Origin of the sequence: Enterococcus sp. 12F9_DIV0723 (assembly GCF_002174375.1) — a bacterium.
Lineage (GTDB): Bacteria > Bacillota > Bacilli > Lactobacillales > Enterococcaceae > Enterococcus_A > Enterococcus_A gilvus.
In genome coordinates this window covers 362,914-383,517 of sequence record NZ_NIBK01000001.1, presented here as the reverse complement: position 1 = coordinate 383,517, position 20,604 = coordinate 362,914, and the positions used below count along the sequence as shown (strand labels likewise).

The following is a 20,604-nucleotide window of genomic DNA, read 5'->3' as shown; positions in this document are numbered from 1 at the left end:
TATCCTACTTAGGAAAAATTGAACGGGGACAAATTGAGAATATAAAAATTGAGACACTTGATAAAATTATTAAAGCATTCAAGATTGACTATCCTTCTTTCTTTGCCTTCAAAAAGGAAGATAATGATATCAGTAGAATAATTCATGATTTGAATTCTATAGATAAACGAAATGATATAATTAGAGTATTTAAGCAGATAATAGCGATTAGTAAAAATTGAGGATTACTTGTTTATTAAATTTATAAATCAACGTACATACCTCTACATTTTCCTTGTTTTCGACATAATAAAGATGTGGCAGAATAGCATCCTCTTCTCATTCATTTATGAAGAATTAATCCTTAAATAGACGCACAAAGAAGCTGCAGAAATTATCCGCAGCTTCTATTTATTTCTAATCCAATTGATGTTACCCATTGCCATTATGAGGCTAAAAATATTCTGTTCGACATGCCCAATCACCTCTCATTGGGATGTTGCTAAATTCAAAATCATAGATTACTTCCCGTCTTCTATGATTGAGTTGATCTTGTCGTGCACGTAAACGATCACTCTACTGTCCATTTTGTAATGAAGCTAAACCAACTTTAAATTCAATCCTAATTTTAGCGCCATGTTCCTTCGATTTCGTATAATCGTTCAACACCTTCAGCTTCGTTTCAAGAGTTGCAGTATAGCGTAGATTCCACATATCGCATAGTATCCGTTTTTTTTTTCATAAACTCGAATTAGGCTTCTTTGAATTGCTTTTGAAACAACAAAAAAAGGGGAATGATTAATAAATGAAATCCCTCTTCAGTTTTCGGCGAAGTGTATTCAAAAATATGTATTAAGATCAAATCCAGCTTAATTTCTTGCACGCTTTATAGATTCCGTCATCGACAGTTAGATCCGTTACATAATCCGCCAGTCCCTTTAATTCGTCCACCGCACTACCTATTGCGATAATAGTCCAGCTCTTATCAAACACCACCAAATCAATCATGTCATCGTTAAAGACCACCACATTTTTTTATGGTCGGTTAAATAATCAAAACATCCAGGATGCCCTGCTTCTTATTGCCATGTTGATGCTCGCATATTCTTAAACAAAATGCAGCTTAGCGAACTTTTTCGGTTCAGGGAACAGATTATCCTGCTCGTTGGATAACGCCGAGTAAAACTTGAAGATGTCCTTCACCCCACCTATGCTAAAAAGTCGAATCAATGAAATGCTTTATCGGTTCTTGTTTTGATCTATATAAGTGATCGCGATTTTCGACTGTTAGATTCCACAAGAATTCTCTGAAGAATCATTCGCTGACAGCCTATTCAGAGGAGAAATTATCCGCCAAATTTGTTTTTTATTTCCCTATTTCGAACAGTTCCCCTGTTTTAGCATCGTCGTCTAAAACGAGAATGCCTTTTTTCTCAGGTGCGTTTGGCAGGTGTAATTCTTTGGCTGAACAAATCATCCCAAAGCTGTCTACGCCGCGTAGGTTCCCTGGCCAAATCATTTGCCCGTCTGGCATCATCGCGCCTGGTTTTGCGACAACGACTTTTTGTCCCGTTTCAATATTTGAAGCACCGCAAACGATCTGCAAGGTTTCACCGCCATCGACCTCTGTTTCCGTGATATGCAGATGGTCTGAATCTGGATGGTCCACGCAAGTCTTCACATAGCCCACCACAAATTTTGGAGAAAGGTCTGCTGCTAAGCGCTCTTCAAAGCCGGCACGTTTCAATTGTTCATTCAACACGTCAATGTCTTTTTCTGTTAGCGCCACCTGACCATTTCCATGGATCATTAAGTAGTCTGAAACATTGAAAAAATTCCAAGCAACGGTTGTTCCTTCTTTTGTTTGGATGCGTGCGACATTCTCTTTACGCTCCGCAATGTTTTCTTTATTTTCGTCATTTTTGACGATCACCATTAATGTGTCGCCAACATTTTCTTTATTATACGCAAAAATCACGTTTATACCTCCAGTCATAGTCCTCTCGTATCTTAACAAATCTAGTGGGACTTTTGCATGAGAGTTTTTTCATTTCTAAAGTTGTGAACTAGCTTTATGAACACTAAAGCAAAAATTAGAACGTATTTGTTGAGAAATTTGAGACTGTCACGTTCCTCTCATAGGCGTTCGATTCTTTTTCTCCAAATAAAAAGCTGGTTAGACCAGCTTTTATTCGGCACTTGGATGAACGATCAAGACATCGCAAGAGGCTTCTTTGATCACGTAGCTGGCTACACTGCCGGTCATGAAGCGTTCTACAGCATTCAACCCCGATTGCCCAACCATCACTAAATCAATGTTGTATTTTTCCGGCAATGTTTTAGCCATTGCTTCTTTGGCAGAACCATATGCAATGATCCCTTCGATCTTCGTATAGCCGAAGTCCTTGCCGATCGCTTTACATTGATTGATCAATTCTTTTGCATCCGCAGCCAATTGATCCATAATATTCTCATTTAAAGGCGAATAGCTCATAAATGTATAGATTTGATGATCGATCACATTCGCTACATAGACCGTTCCTTGGTTTCGTTTAGCAACGGCCAACGCTTTTTTGAAAGCCTCTGTGGCTTGATCGCTGCCATCGATCCCAACTAAAATATTTTGATATGATTGTGTGAACATGACAATCTCCTACCCTTCCACTCGTTGCAAGAAGCCAGCGATTTCATCCTTTGTTTTACGATTTTTATTGACCAATCGACCCAATTCTTCTCCGTCATTGACTACGACAAAACTAGGAATCCCAAAGATACTCCACTCGGCTGCCACATCAATGTACTCGTCCCGATCCACTTGAATAAATTGAAATTGTGGAAACATGGATTCGATCTCCGGCATTTGTGGTTTGATAAAATTACAATCGCCGCACCAATCCGCAGTAAAGAAGAAAACATTCTTCCCTTTTTCTGCATAACCAGCTAGTTCTTCGATACTTTTAGGGATAATCATTTCGTCACGACCTTTTCTTTTACTACCTCCAATTATACACGTTTCATTCTTTTTGAGAAAGAAGCTTACTTCAAGACAGCCTTTCGATGGTCGGATAGTTTTACAGCTCTCTCACTCAGCCTTTCGATTATTTTGTCTGTAAGAATGGCATATATTTTTCAATTTGCTTTGCAACAATGGTAGAATAGAGCGTAGACAAGGAACAGACAGGGATTAAGGATGTCTGATCCTAACATAGACATAGAAATTTCATGATCTATCACGAGAAAGCAAGGAGGTTACACTGTACCATGGAAAAAGCAAAAAAATTCGCGCAAGGTCTCGCGGTAGGGTCATCCATTGGCTTAGCTGCTGGAATTGCCGCAAATCACTATTACAAAAAAAATCAAAAAATGTCTCCAGACAAAATCTTAGACCAAATCAAAGCAGACTTTTTAAAAGAAGGACCGATCGAAGGTTCTTGGATCTCTTTCGATACGGAGCATCTTCAAAAATTTGCGATTACGATGGATGTTCTCTCAGGTGGGATCACTCGATCCGAGGATGATCAGTTAGTCGCTTACGAATTCAAAGCAGATGCTAAAACAGGGGCTGTTTTAAGTATCGATCGTATCATCAATGACTAAAAAAGCGTATGCCGTAATCCTGGCATACGCTTTTGCTTTCTTCTAAAGATTGATTGGTTCCCCGCCGGTCACTCCGTAAATTTGAGAGGTAACGTAACTGGCATCATTTGATGCTAGGAAAACATACACTGGCGCTAATTCTGCAGGCTGTCCCGCACGCTCTAATAATGAGTCTTGACCAAATTCAGGCAAGGCCTCTTTTGGTTGTCCGTGGTCCAACTGCAACGGCGTCCAGATCGGGCCAGGAGCCACACCGTTTACCCGAATGCCTTTTTTCGCTAGCTGACTGGCTAAACTGACCGTGAAATTCGCGATCGCTGCTTTGGTTGACGCATAATCCATCAAATGATCGCTTGGATTGAATGCTTGAACAGAGGTTGTTGTAAGGATGCTGCTTCCTGCTGGTAAATGTGGCAAGGCTTCTTGCACGATCGCAAACATTGAGACAATGTTTACTTTGAACGTATCCTCCACTTGCTGAACAGGCAATTCTTCAATAGATTCTCGTGAAATTTGTTGCGCGGCATTTAATACAAGTGTATCTAGACCGCCGAATGCTGCCACCGTTTTTTCTACCATTTCTTTTGGTGCATGATCTTCACGCAGATCATACGGCAGCAACAGGGATTTTCTCCCAGCTTTTTCAATATATTCAGCCACTTCTTTCGCGTCTTTATCTTCTCCAGGGAAATAATGGATCGCAACATCAGCGCCTTCTCGCGCATAGGCGATCGCAGCCGCACGTCCAATCCCAGAGTCCCCTCCGGTGATCAATACGCGTCGATTTTCTAATTTCTTGCTTCCGACGTAGCTGTCTTCGCCACAGTCTGGTTTAGGTGCCATATCGTCTTGTAGTGCAGGAGTATCTTGGTCTTGTTTCTTAAATGGATTCTCATGAAACATTCTTCTTGGGTCGATCAAGTTCGGTTCGTTCATCGTCTCTCCTCTTTCACACGTTAGATTTAATTTTCCTAGGATAATTTCCTTCGATTTTTATTCCGTCAATCATTCCAATGATTTTCCACTTTCACAGCGTGAACTGGCAGTCAGAAAAAGTTAGAATATGGAACTGGCATCTTCACTTCCTAAATACAACCCTACGTGATATTTTCAAAAATTGACAATTATCTGCTTAACGCGACGAAGATTCCTTTATTTTTGCAAAAGTATCGACAAACCACTCCTCAAACTGCTTTGGCTCTACACTTACCGCAACTTCTGCATTGGCTGGCAACTGGAGATACCCTTCCAGATCAATCAATGACGCGCCATACGTCAATGATGGTACAGTCTCGATATCAATCCTTGTAGAAGTAAGTTCAAACATGTCTGGTCTTACAATCAAAGCGATGGCAAGAGCATCATACATATTTAGCCCCTCTTGGTAACTGCCGCTGCGGTATTTCGTAAATAACTGGTAAACCATTTCCCCAATCTCCCCGAAGCTTCTCACCTTATTTGTGATCTCCGGTAAAATTTTTGCTTGATCGCCTACTTCCAGCGGCGCAACTTGAATGGGCACACCGCTATTGAAAACGATTTTGGCCGCTTCAGGGTCTGCCGCAAAGTTAAATTCTGACAAAACGCCATAATTCCCACGACCCAAACTGCCGCCCATGACGACGATGCGTTCGATCTTCGCTAAATCTTCCGGATAAAGATGAAGGAACAACGCAATATCTGTCAATGGGCCAATACCCACTAACGTCGTTTTTTCCTCTTGCTGGACGACCTCATGCATCGCCGCCACTGCGGTAAGAGAATCGTCTGCAAAAACAGTAGTAGGCGGAAAGTTATAGCCGTCCATGCCAGATTCGCCATGGATCTCACTAGCATCGATCGCTTCTCTTAAAAGCGGCCGATCACTTCCTACTACAACTTTCGGTGCTTTCTTATATAAGGTCAGTAATTTCTCTGTATTGGCTTTTGTATGTGCCAGACTGACATTTCCGAAAATAGGACAAATCAATTTGATCTCCAACTCGTCGCTAAATAACGCCAGTGCAATCGCTACTGCATCATCGATCCCAGGATCAGTACTAATAATTAATGGTTTTCGCGTCATTTTTACACTCCTTCTCTTCATGAATGAATCCCTCTCAAAAATCATACAATACCTGCGGCTATTCTGCCAATCAAGAGGCGGCATACAAAAAAGCCACTTACAATTTTTCATTGCAAGTGGCTTTTCTAAAAATCTATTTTACCAAACGATAGATGGCATCTGCATAAATGACTGCAGAATTCAAAATGTCTTCAACTGACATGTACTCATTTGCTTGGTGCATTGTATCTTCGAAACCTGGGAATTGAGCGCCGTAAGCAACACCGCGTTCTAGTAAACGACCGAATGTTCCGCCGCCGATAACTTTTTCTTCCCCTTTAATACCTGTATGTTCTTCAAACGTATCTAGCAAAGTAGCTACCAATGGATCATCCGCTGGGACATAATGAGGCAGCATGTGGTGCGCGCCTTCTGTCACTTTCACGTCTGAACCGAATAATTCTTCTAATTTTGCTTTGATTTCGTCATTCGTCGTACCTTTAGGGTAACGGAAGTTCAATGTAATATGGTTATCGTTGTCTTGACCATCTTTGAAGCTGAAGATTCCAGCGTTCATGGTTAATTCGCCCATTTTTTCATTGTTGAAATCAACGCCTAGTTTTTTACCATACACATCTTCATGGATATAGTTTGCGCTGTTTTCGATGAAGGCTTTTGCCCCTTTTTCGAAATCATAGTTGTTCAAGAAGACTGCTAAGAAAGTACCAGCATTTGTTCCTAATTGAGGAGAAGCACCATGCGCTGCTTTTCCGTCTAAATGAAGCGTGACTGTTGAACCAGCTACTTCAGCTTTTCCGCTAACTGGGTTGTTTTCTACATAATCTGCAAAGTCTTTCGCTAATTTTTCAGCAGCGTCTGCATCGGCAACTTTCACTTCTGCCATTGCATTGCCGGGAACCATGTTTTCACGAAGACCAGCTTCGAAGTTCACTAACACATAGGATGTGCCGTTTGTGCCATCAAAGTGAGGGATCATCGTTACATTCCCTTTTTCACCATTGATGATTGGGAAATACGCATCTGGTGAGAAGCCAAAGTCAGGTTTTTCTTCATGTTCGAAGTAGTAATCCATATCTCCCCAGCCACTTTCTTCGTCCGTACCAAAGACAAAACGGATTTTTTTAGAGATTGGCAAGCCTAATTCTTTGATGATTTTTACTGCATAGTAAGCCGCAACTGATGGGCCTTTGTCATCGCTTGAACCGCGGGCATACAATTTGCCATCGCGAATTTCTGGTTCGTAAGGATCTGAATCCCAACCGTCGCCAGCAGGTACCACGTCTAAGTGACCGAAGATTCCTAAAGTTTCATCGCCATCACCATAATCAAAGTGGCCGGCATAGTTGTCGACATTTTTTGTTGTGAAGCCATCGCGTTCTGCGATCTCCAGCATTTTTTCCAATGCTTCCACCGGTCCAGGTCCGAATGGTGCTTCTTTTGTTACTTTGTCGTCTTCACGCTCACTTTTGATACGCAATAAAGTGAATAGATCTGCTAATAGATCGTCTTTGCGTGCTTCGACCTCTTTCTTAAAATCGATTGTCATTGAAAGATTCCTCCTTATTCGTTTTAAAGAATTAATTTTTCAGGAAAAATTAGTACCATTCGAATGCCGGTCATCTTTTTTTAAATACGCCAAAGCGTAAAGAAAAACGGGCAAAGTTGAATGGACATTCTTTAATTTAAACCACTCTAATGATAGCATTCTATTCAATAGAATAAAAATGAAAACTCTTTAAGAAATGCTAGGAAAATTTCTCCTTTTTCCCTTATAATGATACCCATAGCGAGTTTTGTTTTACTCTTCCTACTGAAACTAATCATTCAACGAAGGCAGGTGGCTCGATGGTTCAATTGAGCGAAAACATTTTACATAAAGTCATCACGAAACGACCGGAAATTTCTCATAAAGGAACGTTTGGACGGGCCGTGTTGATTGGCGGCGATCATCAATATGGCGGCGCGATCATTATGAGTGCCGAAGCTTGTATCAAGAGTGGTGCTGGTCTCACAACAGTCATCACTGCAGAAAAAAATCACGCACCGTTGCACACACGTTTACCTGAAGCAATGGTCGTTGATCTCAGTGAATCACAGACGATCTATGATGTCCTAGATACCGCAGACGTCATCTTGATCGGGCCAGGTCTTGGATTAGCCAAGGAAGCACTAATGCTTTTAAAATATGTCTTAAAAAATCAAAAAGAAGACCAGTGGCTAGTAATTGACGGGTCCGCTATTACTCTATTCAGCGAGCAAGAACTCGAACTAAAGGTTGCTGACCACACCATCTTCACTCCTCATCAAGCCGAATGGGAGCGGCTGAGCGGACTAACGTTTGTACAGCAGACAGACGAGAATAATCGTGCCCAGCAAGCCTTGTTAGGGGCGCGAATCGTTTTGAAAAGTCATCGAACGACCATCTATGACGAAGCGGTCGCTTATTATCAGAATCCGCTCGGGAACCCTGGCATGGCTACTGGCGGTATGGGTGACACCCTGGCTGGTATGATCACTGGATTTTTAGCACAATTTGAAAAAAATACCGATACGATCGGTGCAGCTGTTTATCTTCATAGTCTGATTGGCGATGCATTAGCTGAAAAAAACTATGTTGTTCTTCCCACTGCAATCAGTGAAGCCTTGCCTCACTACATGAAAAAATACGCCGTTGAAAGGAAATAACCTAATGGAAAAATATCCCGGCTACCTCCGCAAGCCCTTCTACTACGAAACAGATAAGATGGGCATCATTCATCACTCAAATTACATCCGTTGGTTTGAAGAAGCCCGCGTGGATGCTCTGACCTTTATGGAGTGTCCCTTTGAGAAAATCGAGGCTGATGGCATCATGATCCCTGTATTAGGTGTCAGCTGCGAGTATAAAGAAATGGTTCGCTTTGGAGATCAAATTTTGATCCAGCCAATCGTCACGAAATATACCGGCACGCGCCTAGACTTCGAATACCGCGTCTACAATGGTGAAAAATTGGTCACTACAGGCACAAGTCAGCATTGCTTTATGTCTTATGAAACCAATCGTCTAGTCCATCTGAAGAGAACGCACCCTGCGCTGCATGAATTATTTTTGACCTATTATGAAACAACCAAAGAAGACGTTTAAAAAAACACGCTCCGATGATGGGAGCGTGCTTTTTATCGTTTACTATTTGTATTTTTTCTTCAAGTACATATAGAAAGGAATACCCAATGCTGTGATCAAAATACCGATCATCGCTAATTGGAATTGGTTGATCAACGTCATTACTAAGATGAAGAGTCCACCAATGATCGCAACAATTGGAATGATTGGGTAAAGCGGCACTTTGTAAGGACGAACCAAATCTGGTTCTGTTTTTCTCAATTTGATAACCGCGATAAATACGAGCGTGTAGAAGATCCAGATTACGAATACTAACATATCTGTCAGCATATCGAAGCCGCCGATCATCATCATACCGATAGCGATTACTAATTCCAAAATCCCTGCAATGTAAGGAACTTGGTTTTTATTCAGCTTCACTAATTTATCAGAGAATGGCAATTGTTTTTCAAGACCCATTGTATACGGCAAACGCATACCAGTCATGGTGTAGCCGTTGATCGTCCCGTAAACAGAGATCAAAATACCGATCGTTACTAACTTACCGCCCATGCCGCCAAAAATCGTGTTGGCTACTTGCATCGCTGCATTGTCATTTCCAGCTAAGTCAGAAATATTCATCGTACGTAGGAAAGCAAACTGAACCAATAGATAAACGACCATGATCCCTAAGATTCCGCCAGCAATGGCACGAGGAAGGTCACGTGCTGGTTTTTTCAATTCTCCAGCGATATTCCCAACATGAATCCAGCCATCATAAGCGAACATTGTAGCTAATAGACCTGCACCTAAAGCTGGAGCAAACCCACCAACAGCAGGACCCGCAGTGACTGGGAACAAGCTCACCGTTACATCACCCTGACGCATCAATCCGAAAATAACGATCAATGCCAAAGGAACAAGCTTACAAACTAACGTGATTGATTGGAACATCCCGCCGGCTTTTGATCCCAAGAAGTTGATCAGCATGATCGAAGTCGCAGCAACGATCGCGATCGGCACTAATAATGAAGGACTCATACCGAACAAGTTGATAAACTGTGTTGAAAAAATGATTGCCAAAGCGGCTACATTTGCCGGGAAATAAATAATTACTTGCGCCCAGCCTAATAAGAAACTCCAGAATTCTCCATACGCGCGTTCGATATAGCGCAACATCCCGCCTGTTTCTGGGATTGCTGCAGCTAATTCCGCACCCGTCAATCCGGCACAGACACTGATCAAACCACCTAAGAACCAAGACAACATGTGTAAGCTGGTGGAGCCTGTCACTGCAGCAACACTGGCTGCTTTAAAGAATACCCCTGCACCGATTACAGTACCCATTACTGTTGAAAGTGCCGGAAAGAACGTCATCGTTCGTTTCAATTCACCTTTTGGCGAACCAACGACTTCTGTTTGGTCGACTGCCATAAATTTTCCTCCTTAAAATTCGAAGTGACTGTTTGTTCACTTCTTAACTTGACATCCAAAACAAATAGTAAAAGTTATTAGACAATAGAAATAAGACAAAAAATTGCGATATACCAAGGGTTCAATAACTTTCTTTATTTGTTCGGACATTATTTTAACATGGAGAAAGAAAAAGGGAAACGTTATTTTAAACATTTCCTTTTTTCTTATTTCCCCCTCATGTTCTATTAAGAAATCCTTGCCATTTTATGAATTGACTTTATCAAAAGAAATCTTTGTTTCTACACCTTCAGCCTTAAATTTTGCTGATAAACGTTCTAACATTTCATCTGTCATTTTATCTAAGTCAAAATTAGGACTGAAATCCCATTCTTTACGAGCATCACTATCATCAATCGAATTTGGCCAAGAATTAGCGATTCCTTGACGAACTGGATCTACATCATACTTCATTTCAAAGTCAGGAATACGACGGCGAATTGACGCTGCAATTTGTTCAGGTTCAAATGCCATTGCCGTAATGTTGAATGAATTGCGGTGTTCCAAGCGATCTGCATCCGCGTTCATCAATTTCACGATTCCTTCGATCGCGTCATCCATGTACATCATATCCATATAAGTCCCTTTGTCGATGAAGGACGTGTATGATTTGTTTTTCAATGCTTCATAATAAATATCTACCGCGTAATCTGTTGTACCGCCGCCAGGTTCCACTTTGTATGAGATCAGGCCTGGGAAGCGAACCGAACGGCTGTCCACATCATACTTATCATGGTAGTAATTTTCTAATAATTCACCTGCAACTTTTGTCACTCCATACATGGTTGTAGGGTGCATCACTGTATCTTGCGGTGTGTTGTCTGGTTCGCAGTCTGGACCATAGGCTGCAATGGAAGATGGTGCGAAAAATTTTGTTTTCGGTCCGATTTCACGTGCAACTTCTAATGCATTCATTAATCCTGTCATGTTCAAATTCCATGCAAATGCTGGACGTTTTTCAGCAGTTGCAGATAATAATGCTGCTAAATGGATGATCGTATCCACTTCATAACGTTTAGCGATATCTAAGAAGCTGTCATAGTTCGTTACATCTAATTCTTCAAATTGACCATTTTCAACAACTGGGCTGCCTTCAACAGTACGAATATCTGTTGAGATAACATTTTTAACACCTAGATCTTTGCGTAATCTTTCTGTTAATTCTGAACCGATTTGTCCTAATGCGCCTGTGATCAATACTTTTTTCATGAATGTCTCTTCCTCTCTGTCTCTCGTATAGTTGGTTTTTATTTGACTGTTTCTTTGATGATTCCTAATTCTTTACCGACTTTTTCATATACTTTGATAGCATCGTCTAGCATTTCTTTCGTATGTCCTGCATTCGGCATGTTCCGTACACGGCCTGTTCCTAATGGCACCGTTGGGAATACGATAGGTTTTACATAAACACCGTTTTCTAATAATTTCTTAGAGAACTCTTGTGCTAATTTTTCATCACCGACGATTACTGGAGTAATTGGTGTTTCTGATTGACCGATATCGTAACCGATTCGTTTCAATTCGTCTTTAAAGTAATTGGCATTTTCCCACAATGTATCCACATATTCTGGATGTTCTTCGATTAAATCAATTGCTTTGATACAAGCACCAGCAGCACCAGGCGTTAAAGATGTAGAGAATAAGAATGGGCGTGCTTGCGATTTCAACCAAGTGATCAATTGTTTTGTACCAGCCACATATCCGCCGACAACACCGATCCCTTTTGATAATGTTCCCATTTGGAAATCGATATGATCTTGCATATCAAAATGTTTTACTGTTCCGTGACCATGACCCATAACACCTGTACCATGTGCATCGTCCACATAAGTAATGACATTGTATTTTTCGCAAATTTCTACGATTTCAGGAATTTTTGCTACGTCGCCGTCCATTGAGAAGACACCGTCAGTAATATACATCACCTTGTTGTATTCGCCGCTTTCTGTCGCAGCCTTTGCTTTCGCTTCTAAATCTTCCATATCTTGATGATTTACACGAATGATCTTCGCACCAGATAAACGACACCCGTCAATAATAGAGGCATGATTCAATTCATCTGATAAAATCGCATCCCCTTTTTTCATTACTGCTGAAATGGCACCCATGTTACAGTTGAAACCAGATTGGAACGCGATCGCTGCTTCCGTTCCTTTAAATTCAGCGATTTTTTCTTCTAATTTTTGGTGAATGTCTAAAGTTCCATTGATTGTTCGAACAGCGCCTGCGCCTGCTCCGTAATGTTTTGTTGCTTCTACGTCTGCTTCGATCATTTCAGGTCGAGTAGCAAATCCTAGATAGTTGTTAGAAGCCAGGTTGATCATTTTTTGGTCATTGACAGTAATGATTGGACCATTGCTTCCCTCCAAAACATCAATAGTGTTGAACAATCCTTTTGCTTTTAGATCTTCCAAGTTCGTTTCTAGAAATTGGTCAAGAACTTTTGAACTCATAACGATTCTCCTCCATACTTGTTATTGCGCAAACCGATTTGTTATTTTTTCCACTCAAGCAAAACGAAAAGCTGAGTTGCTGTTTGCGCTTTCGTAACTTACACCCTTAGTTTATAAGCGATTGATAACGTTTACAACCTGTCTCTTATACACATCTAGATGTGTATAAGAGACAGGATTATAAAGTTCATATATTCACAATAAAATCCCAAAACGGCTTCGATAATTTTTAATATACCTTTAAAAGCTAGTATACCAATCGCTATAAAATCATTTTGTTAACGATTACAATCACAACTTCTACTTTGTTGTGTTTTTACTGGTTCAAAAACAGCCTCTTTCCCCTCCCTCCATCCTTCTAATCATTTTCAAATAAAAACCGTTATTATTTTCATACAAAAATTCAAATTCATCTTTTTTTATCGAATCACCCAAAAATAATATGAGATTCTTATTAAAAAAGCGCTCTTTCTCTTTGTCGCGTGACTCCTTTTCTTTTAGTTGATAGACCAAAGCCTTCTTTTTAGAAGCAAGCTCTCTTTGATTGGTCTCTCGTTATTTCGTAAAAAGCTTTCTATTATATAGATGAATAATCTGCTTGTTGCTTATCTATTTGTCTTCAACAAAAAACCTCCTCAACGGTAGAAGAGTTCTACCACTGAGAAGGTTAGTAAACAGGTATCACTTATTACGGCAAATCATTCCCTGCCGCAAAGTACACATCGTACCACTCTTGTTTCGTCAAGGTCACATCGCCGCCCGCTGCGCTTTCCTTGATTCTCGTCGGATTCATCGTACCGAGGATCACTTGCATATTCGCTGGATGACGTAAAATCCAAGCAGTCGCGATCGCGTTTTTGTTCGTGTCGTATTTTTTAGCCAGTGTCGCTAATAACTCATTCAATTCTGGGAATTTCTCGTTATCCACGAAGACGCCTTCGAAGAAACCATATTGGAATGGTGACCATGCTTGGATCGTCACACCTTTGCGACGAGAAAATTCTAGTACGCCACCATCATGATCGAAGGAACGTGTATCGGTCATGTTCGTATGCATACCATAATCGATCATTCCTGTGTGCATAATTGAAAACTGCAGCTGATTGATCAATAATTTTTGATCAACATGAGATTGCAGCAACTGAAATTGTTCTGGATTAAAGTTAGACACGCCGAAATGACGTACTTTTCCGTTTGCTTGCAACATGTCAAAGGCCTCTGCGATTTCTTCCGGTTCCATCAATGGATCTGGCCGGTGCAATAAGTAGCTGTCTAAGTAGTCAATACCCATCCGTTCTAAGATGCCATCTACAGAGTCTAGTAAATGTTGCTTTGAAAAATCATAGCGCTTGTCATCGCCTGTGACAATGCCGCCTTTTGATTGAATAAAGAAGTTGTCACGAGAAATTTTTGCTTCTTTTAAAGCTGCACCAAAAACTTTTTCTGATTTTCCATCGCCATACATATCTGCTGAATCGATGAAGTTGATTTTACTTTCTAATGCTGTCTCTAAAACCTCTGCCGCTTTTTGTGGCGTTAGCGCTGTCATTCGCATGATCCCTAAAGCAATCGCTGAAGTTTCCCAATAGCTGTTCCCGATTTTTCGTTGTAACATCGTGTCCATCCTCTCTGATAAAACATTTTTACTTACCTATAGAAGTATAGACTATTTTAATGATAAAAAAAATCCCAAACTCTTGTGAGTAAGGGAACCTTCTTCTAAACGAGTAAATCCTTCGGCTACAATACATCAAATACGTCGACGCTGACTTCCGTATGTTTGATGTCTGGTGCAAACCATAATGCGTTCCATTCGGGCAAACTTCTTTCAAAACGCGTTCTTTCTTCAAACTCTTCCCTCGAATTGTAATAGATATCTAACACGATATAGACATCTTCTCCATCCGTTCGTTGAAACATCTCAATTTTTTGATTGGTTACCTCTGAATGAAACTTGGGATTGCGGCCTGATTCAGCAAATTTTTCCATTAACTCAGGTAAATCTTTTTTAGTGGTTCGATACGTAAACACAACTTTGATCATAATGATCTCCCTTTCTTCTATAATACTTTAACTCAGAACTTCAGCCTACTTTACCATACAACCAAAAAAACCCCTACTTTATATACCCACTCGAATAAGGTGCAGCTTGACCTACCCCGCCCTTCTTTCGTATGCTTATTTTTGAAGGAGGGTTCCTCTATGTATTCCATGTTAAAAAAAATCATCACTGAAAAAGATATCTATCGTCAAATTTTACTTTTAGAGCAACTTCTCAACCATTCACAGTTAACAGCTAAAGAATTAGCAAAAAAAATCGGTACTACGGAACGAACGATTTTTTCTGATCTCCAGCTTATTCGAGGGTACTTGCCCGAAAATTGGCAATTAGATTCTGATAACAACGGCATTCGATTAACGGCCCAAGAACATTCCCTGACTAATGAAATTTGGGAAGCCTTCTTGCCGCATTCCGTGAGCCTGCAGTTGGTCAAAGACCTTTTTTTCACCAAAGAATTGAATGTTCCGCGATTTCTTGATGAGACGGGTGTGTCCTATGAAACACTCAAACGTCAGCGAACCAAAATCAACCGCGAATTGCAGCCATTTAATATCAGGATTCGCTTAACGTCAACAAGTGCCTATCTTACAGGTGAGGAAAGCGCGATCCGAATTTTTTATCATCGTTTGCTGGTACCTTTCACTCACAACAATTACTTTTTTGAAGATTATTCCATCCACGAGGAGCACTACTTGTACTTTTTGACCAAAGACCTCAAGGATGAGCTCACGGTGGATACCGAACAGATTTTTGGAATTTGCTGGTTTTTTATCAATAACATTCGGATCAAAGCCGGATGCCCCATTGATAATTTTGCTTTTGACGCCAACGATCCTTTGTTTAGTCTTTATGGTCCGCTTTTAAAGAGGCTTTACGAAAAAGAAGGTGTTTACTTGCGAGACGAAGAAATCTTTTTTGCTTTTTTCTGCTTTTTAGAAAGTTGGAACTACAATAATTTTCTAGGAAATCGGGTCTCAGAGGTTTTGAAGACTGAGTATTCCGAATTACGTGAGAAAGCGGAACAAACCGTCCAAGAAATCGCCGACGAACTAACATTGAAATCGCTCCTCCAAACAAATCTTTCCACAAACATCTTACTGCTGTTATTGAAATATGCAGAATCGCCTACTTTATCGAGACAATTTCAATTAGAATACCAGGAACTGTTGGTACAAAGAAATGAAGAATACACCATTTTAAGCGAGAAGAGCACGCTGCTGTTTAATAGCTTGCCACAATTTTCTACTATCGGGGATCAAACGTACTTTATCAATCTTTTCTCTCTATTGAGCCAGCAGGCAATTTTTATGATTCAGCCCCATATGCGGACCGTCTTCTTTGTATTTCAAGGAGAACCTGCCTGGAAAGCCTTTCTACAACAGGAATTAGATGATCTTTTGGGAAAACGGATCAATTTGATTCCGCTCGAGCCTTCGCAACTAAATGGTCTGCGAGTCCATTCGGGAGATATGATTCTCTCAAATATTCCATTGGATTCTACGCCATTACCAGTACTCTATATTTCTACGATGCCAACAAAAAATGAGCTCAGTCAATTGACTGAACTCACCTCTCGTTCCTATTTATAAGCAACTCGGTTAGTCATTTTGGTAATGACTGACCGCTTTTTCTTTTCTTTGGAAAATCCCTTTGCTGATTCGCTTCTCGATTTCTACAACCAAGAATAATAGTAGCGCATTTCCAGCAATAATCCCCTGTTGGACCAAACTAAGTGCGGTCGTTCCAATTAATTGTTGTCCAATTGGTAAGAAGACGACGCCTAATTGAAGAACAAAGAGGATTCCTAATGAAAGGAACAAGAAGTTATTTTCGAAGAAACGACGATTAATTGCCCGATCAAACATTTCACGACAATTGATCATGTAGACTGCCTGTCCCAAAACGATGCTTTGTAAAAGAATCGTCTGTTGCAGTGCGACTCCCTCGAACTGCATCGATAAGAAGTAAGCTGGGATCATGATCAACAAGGACACATATAGGATTCTGAAGAAACTATATCCTGACAGGATCCCCATCTTCGTGTCTCTTGGCGGACGTTTCATCGTGTCATCACTTGCTTTTTCAAAGCCTAATGCGTAAGACAGCGTGATGGTCGTCACCATATTGACCCATAAAATCTGGATTGGCGTCAATGGCAATGGTTGATTCATCAATAAGGCTAAAATTACGATTAACCCTTGTGCCAATGCGGTTGGTAAAAAGAAGTTAATTGTCTTTTGCAGATTATCAAAAATCCTGCGGCCTTCTTTGACCGCTTTTACGATCGTGTAAAAATTGTCATCCGCTAAGACCATATCTGCTGCCTGCTTACTGACCTCACTGCCTTTGATTCCCATAGCGATTCCAATATCTGCTTGCTTCAAAGCGGGTGCGTCATTGACCCCATCGCCAGTCATCCCCACAATTTCCTCTTTCTTCTGCAAGGCTGTTACGATACGCAATTTGTGATCCGGTGTTGTCCGAGCGAATACATCGACTTTTCCAACAACCTTCGTTAGCTCTTCATCCGTCAGGCCATCAATATCTGAACCTTCAAGTACTTTGGATGTGTGCTTCAAGCCAATTTGCTCACTGATTGCTTGTGCGGTCGCCTTATGGTCGCCAGTGATCATTTTCACTGAGATGCCCGCCTCCTGAGCCTGGGCTACTGCACGAATCGCGCTTTCCTTCGGCGGATCAATAATCCCTGCCAACCCAGCAAACGACAATTCTTCTAATGCGTCATGCGTCAATTCGTCACTAGAGGATACTTTCTTGTAAGCAAATCCCAAGACCCTTTGACCTTTACTAGCTAGATCTAGACCGCTTTTCTCCCATTTGGCTTTTTCTTCCGTGGACAATGCAGATTTTTCCAATAGAACTTCTGGGGCACCTTTAACAAAAATCACCCGTTCCTCATTCTCATCATGCATCGTTGCCATGTACTTGTAGCTTGAGCTGAAAGGAATTTTACCTAAAACAGGCTTTAATAGCTGCTCGTCTTCTGCTACATAATTCAGCAACGCTAATTCCGTTGGGTTTCCATGGATCTCTTCTATTTTCTGACTGTCTTTCGTCTTCAATTCTTGCGTGTTGTTCATAATTTCTTTGACTATAGGCAACTTGTCCGTTACAACTTCCTGTACAGTCATCTCATTTTTCGTAAGTGTTCCTGTTTTATCCGAACAAATGACAGTCATTGATCCTAACGTTTCTACTGCTGGCATTGCTTTGATGATGGCATTCTCATCCGCCATTTCTTTCACGCCCATTGACAAGATCATGGTCAAAACGGCTGGCAGTCCTTCCGGGATCATCGCAACGATCAAGGCAATACTTGCCGAGAACATCAAGCTCCAATCCATCCCGTACCTGAAACTCGTAAAGAATAGCAGGAAAACGATCAATGCTAAAATGCCGCGAAAGATTTGCTGGTTTAATTGATGCATCTTTTTTACTAACGGTGTTGTCTGTGCTTGGATCGATTGCAGCGCATGATTGATTTTTCCTATTTCAGTAGCATCTCCAGTCTCGACCACTAAACCACGTGCTGACCCGGTCTGTACGAGCGTTCCAGAAAAAGCCATGTTCAACTGATCTCCCGCCTGTGCCTCTTGAGAGATTGCTTCCACCGATTTTTCAACAGCTTCAGATTCCCCCGTCAAGATAGACTCTTCTACAGCAAGATCATGAACCTCGATCAAACGTAAATCAGCAGGGATGATATCCCCGGCCTTTAAAACGACGACATCTCCTTGAACTAAGGCTTCAGAATCAACCGTTATCGGCTGACCATCATCCAAAACGGTCGCCTCTTGTCCCATCATTTGCTTTAATCCATCTAAAGACTCTTCTGCTTTGCGTTCTTGCCAGTAACCGACAAATCCGTTGACGATCACCACTAAGAAAATAATTCCGCCTTCAACCACTTCACCCGTCGCAAATTTCAGCAAAGCAGCGGCGATCAATACGATCATTAACAGATCGGTAAAATGCTTACCAATTTTTCGCCACAGTTTGACCTGCTCCTTTTCTGCCATCTTATTCGGTCCATGATTTTCTAAACGGGCTTTACGTTCTTGTTTATTTAATCCCGTGGGTTTCGCTTCTAGTTTATTCAAAACTTCTTCAGTTGATTGTTTATACCACTTCATATTCATTCCTCCATCTCATTTATCTGATACCTTAAGTATACGGATTTCTGGCATTTTTTAAGGTCGATAATTTCATGGAGCCCTGAAATAATTGTGTTTACGACAAAAAACAGTCACGCACCAAATGAAATGGCACGTGACTGTTCAATGATTAATAGAAAAAGATTAATGTAAAAAGTTTTGCAGATCGTCCCCGTATTCATCAATCTTCTTCGTTGTGAAAATAGTTCCTGCAACCAATACGCCGCCTACGACCAATGTGCTGGCTACCATAAATTTAAACAATGTTTTCATGCTATTTCCCTCCTAATACTTCGTTTATGACCAAAGAAAATGAAACAGTACAACGAAATAACCGTTCAAGTTATTCTATGTATTAACCATAGCACAAGTGTTTCAATGTATCTTCTAATATGCTTGCGCACACGTGCCTCTTGCTCTTCATTCAGACAATAAAAAAAGCCCGCTCACAAGAGCAGGCTAAAAGATTGTTTCGCAACAATTATTTGTTTAATGAATCTTTTGCTTGGTCAGCTAGTGCAGTGAAAGCAGCTGCATCGTTAACTGCTAAATCAGCTAACATTTTGCGGTTGATTTCGATACCGGCAACTTTAAGACCGTGCATTAATTTTGAGTAGCTCAAGCCGTTCATACGAGCTGCAGCGTTAATACGTGCAATCCACAATTTGCGGAAGTCGCGTTTCTTTTGACGACGATCGCGATATGCGTAGTTGTATGAATTCATTACTTGTTCTTTAGCTGTTTTAAATAGAGTGTGTTTAGAACCGTAGTAACCTTTAGCTAGTTTTAATGTCTTTTTACGACGTTTACGAGTTACAGTTCCACCTTTAACACGTGCCATGTTTAATTCCTCCTAATAAATAAATCATTGAATTTTTAAAGTTGTAAAGCGGGTTGCGCAATTATTTCATGCGTGCCAATTGTTGGCGGATACGTTTGTAATCGCCTTTTGATACCATAGACGCTTTACGTAATTGACGACGTTGTTTTTTTGTTTTACCGTGGAAACGGTGACTTGTAAATGCGCGGAAACGTTTTAAACCGCCGTTACCGGTGCGTTTTACACGTTTTGCTAAACCGCGATGTGTTTTTTGTTTTGGCATGACTAAAATTCCTCCTACTTTTCATTTCGCATACTCTTTAACCAGAGTCAAAGATGCATTCTCAAAATTATTGCTAGTCTTTCTTCTCTTTCGGTGCAAGCACTAAGAACATGCTACGTCCGTCCATCTTCGCTTTTTGTTCCACTGTCGCGATATCGGCAGTTTCTTCAGCTAAGCGATCAAGAACTTTTTGACCAATATCTTTGTGGGTAATGGCACGGCCCTTGAAACGGATCGAAGCTTTCACTTTGTCGCCTTTTTCCAAGAATTTACGTGCATTACGAAGTTTTGTATTAAAATCGTTCACGTCGATTGTTGGGCTCAAACGAACTTCTTTAACGTTGATCACTTTTTGCTTCTTGCGCGCTTCACGTTCTTTTTTCTGTTGTTCGAAGCGATACTTCCCATAATCCATAATACGTGCTACAGGTGGTTTCGCACCAGGAGCTACTAGGACTACATCAAGGTTTGCTTGTTCAGCAATTTTTAAGGCTTCAACTTTTGATTTAACACCTAATTGTTCGCCGTCTTGTCCGATCAAACGTACTTCACGTGCACGAATGCCGTCGTTAACCATCATATCCTTTGCTATGGTCATTCACCTCCAAAATTTTT

General features: G+C 40.9%; 22 protein-coding genes. 5 read left to right on the top strand and 17 right to left on the bottom strand.

What is annotated here, in order from left to right:
• On the top strand, positions 1–221 hold a 221-nt coding region (locus A5868_RS19200; protein ID WP_087654066.1), incomplete at its 5' end, for a transcriptional regulator.
• A gap of 616 nt (positions 222–837) precedes the next feature.
• Here A5868_RS19200 and A5868_RS19285 read toward each other — a convergent pair.
• From A5868_RS19285 to A5868_RS01990, 4 genes are all read right to left on the bottom strand, one after another.
• Positions 838–987 carry a hypothetical protein gene (locus A5868_RS19285; RefSeq protein ID WP_254908392.1) on the bottom strand — a complete coding sequence of 50 codons (150 nt, stop codon included), beginning with the start codon at positions 985–987 and terminating at the stop codon, positions 838–840.
• A 358-nt stretch (positions 988–1,345) separates the two neighbouring features.
• Positions 1,346–1,957, bottom strand: a complete 612-nt coding sequence (gene ytpR / locus A5868_RS02000; RefSeq protein WP_086306036.1) for a YtpR family tRNA-binding protein — start codon at positions 1,955–1,957, stop codon at positions 1,346–1,348.
• 210 nt (positions 1,958–2,167) lie between these two features.
• Complete coding sequence (locus A5868_RS01995; RefSeq protein WP_010781949.1) at positions 2,168–2,623, bottom strand: universal stress protein; 456 nt, start codon at positions 2,621–2,623, stop codon at positions 2,168–2,170.
• A 9-nt stretch (positions 2,624–2,632) separates the two neighbouring features.
• Complete coding sequence (locus tag A5868_RS01990) at positions 2,633–2,950, bottom strand: thioredoxin family protein (RefSeq protein WP_010781950.1); 318 nt, start codon at positions 2,948–2,950, stop codon at positions 2,633–2,635.
• Positions 2,951–3,240: 290 nt separating this feature from the next.
• On the opposite strand from A5868_RS01990, the gene A5868_RS01985 reads away from it, so the two are divergent.
• Entirely contained in the window at positions 3,241–3,576 is a 336-nt protein-coding gene (locus A5868_RS01985; RefSeq protein ID WP_010781951.1) for a hypothetical protein, read from the top strand.
• Positions 3,577–3,618: 42 nt separating this feature from the next.
• Here the strand turns inward: A5868_RS01985 and A5868_RS01980 are convergent, their stop codons facing one another.
• The 3 genes from A5868_RS01980 to pepV form a co-directional block, all read right to left on the bottom strand.
• On the bottom strand, positions 3,619–4,512 hold the full coding sequence (locus A5868_RS01980; protein WP_086306035.1) for an SDR family oxidoreductase: 894 nt from the start codon (positions 4,510–4,512) through the stop codon (positions 3,619–3,621).
• Between the two features lie 196 nt (positions 4,513–4,708).
• Entirely contained in the window at positions 4,709–5,641 is a 933-nt protein-coding gene (locus A5868_RS01975; RefSeq protein WP_086306034.1) for a nucleoside hydrolase, read from the bottom strand.
• A 133-nt stretch (positions 5,642–5,774) separates the two neighbouring features.
• Entirely contained in the window at positions 5,775–7,187 is a 1,413-nt protein-coding gene (gene pepV / locus A5868_RS01970; RefSeq protein ID WP_086306033.1) for a dipeptidase PepV, read from the bottom strand.
• A gap of 299 nt (positions 7,188–7,486) precedes the next feature.
• On the opposite strand from pepV, the gene A5868_RS01965 reads away from it, so the two are divergent.
• The gene (locus tag A5868_RS01965; protein WP_010781955.1) at positions 7,487–8,326 is read left to right on the top strand and encodes an NAD(P)H-hydrate dehydratase; all 840 of its coding nucleotides are present in this window, start codon (positions 7,487–7,489) and stop codon (positions 8,324–8,326) included.
• Between the two features lie 4 nt (positions 8,327–8,330).
• Entirely contained in the window at positions 8,331–8,765 is a 435-nt protein-coding gene (locus A5868_RS01960) for an acyl-CoA thioesterase (RefSeq protein WP_086306032.1), read from the top strand.
• A 42-nt stretch (positions 8,766–8,807) separates the two neighbouring features.
• Here the strand turns inward: A5868_RS01960 and A5868_RS01955 are convergent, their stop codons facing one another.
• The 5 genes from A5868_RS01955 to A5868_RS01930 all read right to left on the bottom strand — a co-directional run bounded on the left by A5868_RS01955 (position 8,808) and on the right by A5868_RS01930 (position 14,692).
• The gene (locus A5868_RS01955) at positions 8,808–10,157 is read right to left on the bottom strand and encodes an APC family permease (RefSeq protein WP_086306031.1); all 1,350 of its coding nucleotides are present in this window, start codon (positions 10,155–10,157) and stop codon (positions 8,808–8,810) included.
• Positions 10,158–10,403: 246 nt separating this feature from the next.
• Entirely contained in the window at positions 10,404–11,405 is a 1,002-nt protein-coding gene (locus A5868_RS01950) for an NAD-dependent epimerase/dehydratase family protein (RefSeq protein ID WP_086306030.1), read from the bottom strand.
• A gap of 38 nt (positions 11,406–11,443) precedes the next feature.
• Positions 11,444–12,649 carry a glycine C-acetyltransferase gene (locus A5868_RS01945; RefSeq protein ID WP_010781959.1) on the bottom strand — a complete coding sequence of 402 codons (1,206 nt, stop codon included), beginning with the start codon at positions 12,647–12,649 and terminating at the stop codon, positions 11,444–11,446.
• A 688-nt stretch (positions 12,650–13,337) separates the two neighbouring features.
• Positions 13,338–14,264 carry an aldo/keto reductase gene (locus A5868_RS01935; RefSeq protein WP_086306028.1) on the bottom strand — a complete coding sequence of 309 codons (927 nt, stop codon included), beginning with the start codon at positions 14,262–14,264 and terminating at the stop codon, positions 13,338–13,340.
• A gap of 125 nt (positions 14,265–14,389) precedes the next feature.
• Positions 14,390–14,692 (bottom strand): hypothetical protein, encoded by a 303-nt coding sequence (locus A5868_RS01930; protein ID WP_086306027.1) that lies wholly within the window; start codon positions 14,690–14,692, stop codon positions 14,390–14,392.
• Between the two features lie 159 nt (positions 14,693–14,851).
• Here A5868_RS01930 and A5868_RS01925 point away from each other — a divergent pair, with 159 nt between their 5' ends.
• A complete protein-coding gene (locus A5868_RS01925) occupies positions 14,852–16,300 on the top strand; it encodes a helix-turn-helix domain-containing protein (RefSeq protein WP_086305775.1) in 1,449 nt (482 codons plus the stop codon).
• A 9-nt stretch (positions 16,301–16,309) separates the two neighbouring features.
• Here A5868_RS01925 and A5868_RS01920 read toward each other — a convergent pair whose 3' ends face one another.
• The 5 genes from A5868_RS01920 to infC form a co-directional block, all read right to left on the bottom strand.
• Positions 16,310–18,865, bottom strand: coding sequence for an HAD-IC family P-type ATPase (locus tag A5868_RS01920; RefSeq protein ID WP_086305776.1), 2,556 nt, complete (start codon positions 18,863–18,865; stop codon positions 16,310–16,312).
• A 165-nt stretch (positions 18,866–19,030) separates the two neighbouring features.
• Positions 19,031–19,159: a hypothetical protein gene (locus A5868_RS19280; RefSeq protein ID WP_010781964.1), complete on the bottom strand. Its 129-nt coding sequence runs from the start codon at positions 19,157–19,159 to the stop codon at positions 19,031–19,033.
• Between the two features lie 208 nt (positions 19,160–19,367).
• The gene (gene rplT / locus A5868_RS01910) at positions 19,368–19,727 is read right to left on the bottom strand and encodes a 50S ribosomal protein L20 (protein ID WP_010781965.1); all 360 of its coding nucleotides are present in this window, start codon (positions 19,725–19,727) and stop codon (positions 19,368–19,370) included.
• A 61-nt stretch (positions 19,728–19,788) separates the two neighbouring features.
• Positions 19,789–19,989 (bottom strand): 50S ribosomal protein L35, encoded by a 201-nt coding sequence (rpmI, locus tag A5868_RS01905; RefSeq protein WP_010742869.1) that lies wholly within the window; start codon positions 19,987–19,989, stop codon positions 19,789–19,791.
• A gap of 73 nt (positions 19,990–20,062) precedes the next feature.
• On the bottom strand, positions 20,063–20,587 hold the full coding sequence (gene infC / locus A5868_RS01900) for a translation initiation factor IF-3 (RefSeq protein WP_010747120.1): 525 nt from the start codon (positions 20,585–20,587) through the stop codon (positions 20,063–20,065).
• Between the last annotated feature and the right edge of the window lie 17 nt (positions 20,588–20,604).